Below are 2,688 nucleotides of genomic sequence, written 5' to 3'. Positions count from 1 at the left end.
CCACAAAAATTGTCCGGCGGCGTCCTACTCTCCCACACCGTCCCCAGTGCAGTACCATCGGCGCTGGAAGGCTTAACTTCCGGGTTCGGAATGTAACCGGGTGTTTCCCTACCGCTATAACCGCCGTAACCCCACGAAACACACAACCAACCAGTTGCTGTCTCTGAATCACACAGTGGACGCAAGCACCAAACCCAAACACGTGCACAAACACGCAGGGCGGATATCATGGACAAGTCCTCGGCCTATTAGTACCGGTCAGCTCCACACATTACTGCGCTTCCACACCCGGCCTATCAACCCCGTCGTCTACAGGGAGCCTTACCCAAACAAATGGAGGGAGACCTCATCTCAAGGCGAGCTTCCCGCTTAGATGCTTTCAGCGGTTATCCCTACCGAACGTAGCCAACCAGCCATGCTCCTGGCGGAACAACTGGCACACCAGAGGTTCGTCCGTCCCGGTCCTCTCGTACTAGGGACAGCCCCTTACAAGTCTCCTACGCGCGCAGCGGATAGGGACCGAACTGTCTCGCGACGTTCTAAACCCAGCTCGCGTACCGCTTTAATGGGCGAACAGCCCAACCCTTGGGACCTACTCCAGCCCCAGGATGCGACGAGCCGACATCGAGGTGCCAAACCATCCCGTCGATATGGACTCTTGGGGAAGATCAGCCTGTTATCCCCGGGGTACCTTTTAGCCGTTGAGCGACACCGCTTCCACACGCCGATGCCGGATCACTAGTCCCAGCTTTCGCTCCTGCTCGACCCGTCAGTCTCACAGTCAAGCTCCCTTGTGCACTTACACTCAACACCTGATTACCAACCAGGCTGAGGGAACCTTTGGGCGCCTCCGTTACCCTTTAGGAGGCAACCGCCCCAGTTAAACTACCCACCAGACACTGTCCCCCACCCGGATACACGGGCGCGGGTTAGACATCCAAAACGACCAGAGTGGTATTTCACCAACGACTCCACCACAACTAGCGTCGCGGCTTCACAGTCTCCCACCTATCCTACACAAGACGCTCCAAACACCAATGTCAAGCTGTAGTGAAGGTCCCGGGGTCTTTCCGTCCTGCTGCGCGAAACGAGCATCTTTACTCGTACTGCAATTTCACCGGGCCTGTGGTTGAGACAGCGGGGAAGTCGTTACGCCATTCGTGCAGGTCGGAACTTACCCGACAAGGAATTTCGCTACCTTAGGATGGTTATAGTTACCACCGCCGTTTACCGGCGCTTAAGTTCTCACCTTCGCACCCAAAAAGGCGCTAAGCGGTCCCCTTAACGTTCCGGCACCGGGCAGGCGTCAGTCCGTATACATCGTCTTACGACTTAGCACGGACCTGTGTTTTTAGTAAACAGTCGCTTCCCCCTGGCCACTGCGACCCCCACCAGCTACAGACGCAAAAGTCCTACACCAGCGAAGGCCCCCCTTCTCCCGAAGTTACGGGGGCAATTTGCCGAGTTCCTTAACCACAGTTCACCCGACCGCCTCGGTATTCTCTACCTGACCACCTGAGTCGGTTTAGGGTACGGGCCGCCGCAACACTCACTAGAGGCTTTTCTCGGCAGCATAGGATCACCCACTTCACCACAATCGGCTCGGCATCACACCTCAGGCTTAATGAGAGACGGATTTACCTATCCCTCGCCCTACATGCTTACCCCGGGACAACCACCGCCCGGGATGGGCTACCTTCCTGCGTCACCCCATCGCTTACCTACTACCAGATCAGGCCGAGCGTTCACCCTGACACCAGTTCCGAAGAACCAGCCGGCTTAAGGACTCTTAGTATCACCAGGTTCAGTATGGGCGCATCACAGCGGGTACGGGAATATCAACCCGTTATCCATCGACTACGCCTGTCGGCCTCGCCTTAGGCCCCGACTTACCCTGGGCGGACAAACCTGCCCCAGGAACCCTTGGTCATCCGGCGCAGAAGATTCTCACTTCTGACTCGCTACTCATGCCTGCATTCTCACTCGCACACCCTCCACCACAGATCACTCCGCAGCTTCACCGGACGCACGACGCTCCCCTACCCACCACCAACCAAACGGTTGACAGTGCCACGACTTCGGCGGTGTACTTGAGCCCCGCTACATTATCGGCGCAGAATCACTTGACCAGTGAGCTATTACGCACTCTTTCAAGGATGGCTGCTTCTAAGCCAACCTCCTGGTTGTCACTGCGACTCCACATCCTTTCCCACTTAGCACACGCTTAGGGGCCTTAGTCGGTGATCTGGGCTGTTTCCCTCTCGACCACGGAGCTTATCCCCCGCAGTCTCACTGCCACGCAAACTTACCGGCATTCGAAGTTTGGCTGACGTCAGTAACCTTGTCGGGCCCATCAGCCAACCAGAGCCCTACCTCCAGCAAGCAACACGCAACGCTGCACCTAAATGCATTTCGGGGAGAACCAGCTATCACGGAGTTTGATTGGCCTTTCACCCCTACACACAGATCATCCCCCAGGTTTTCAACCCTGGTGGGTTCGGTCCTCCACGCAGTCTTACCCACGCTTCAACCTGCCCATGCGTAGATCACCCCGCTTCGGGTCCACAGCATGCGACTCAAACGCCCTATTCAGACTCGCTTTCGCTACGGCTCCCCCACACAGGTTAACCTCGCCACACACCATGACTCGCAGGCTCATTCTTCAAAAGGCACGCAGTCACATCACAG

Annotated in this window: 2 rRNA genes; both read right to left on the bottom strand. The window is 56.8% G+C overall.

Features of this window, described 5'->3' with window-relative positions:
• Positions 1 to 11 precede the first annotated feature (11 nt).
• Positions 12 to 128, bottom strand: a 5S ribosomal RNA gene (gene rrf / locus JOL79_RS33415).
• 100 nt (positions 129 to 228) lie between these two features.
• Positions 229 to 2,688, bottom strand: a 23S ribosomal RNA gene (locus JOL79_RS33410); the annotation flags it as partial.

Origin of the sequence: Microbispora oryzae (assembly GCF_017896165.1) — a bacterium.
Taxonomy (GTDB): Bacteria; Actinomycetota; Actinomycetes; order Streptosporangiales; family Streptosporangiaceae; genus Microbispora; species Microbispora oryzae.
This window is presented reverse-complemented; position numbering and strand designations above follow the sequence as displayed.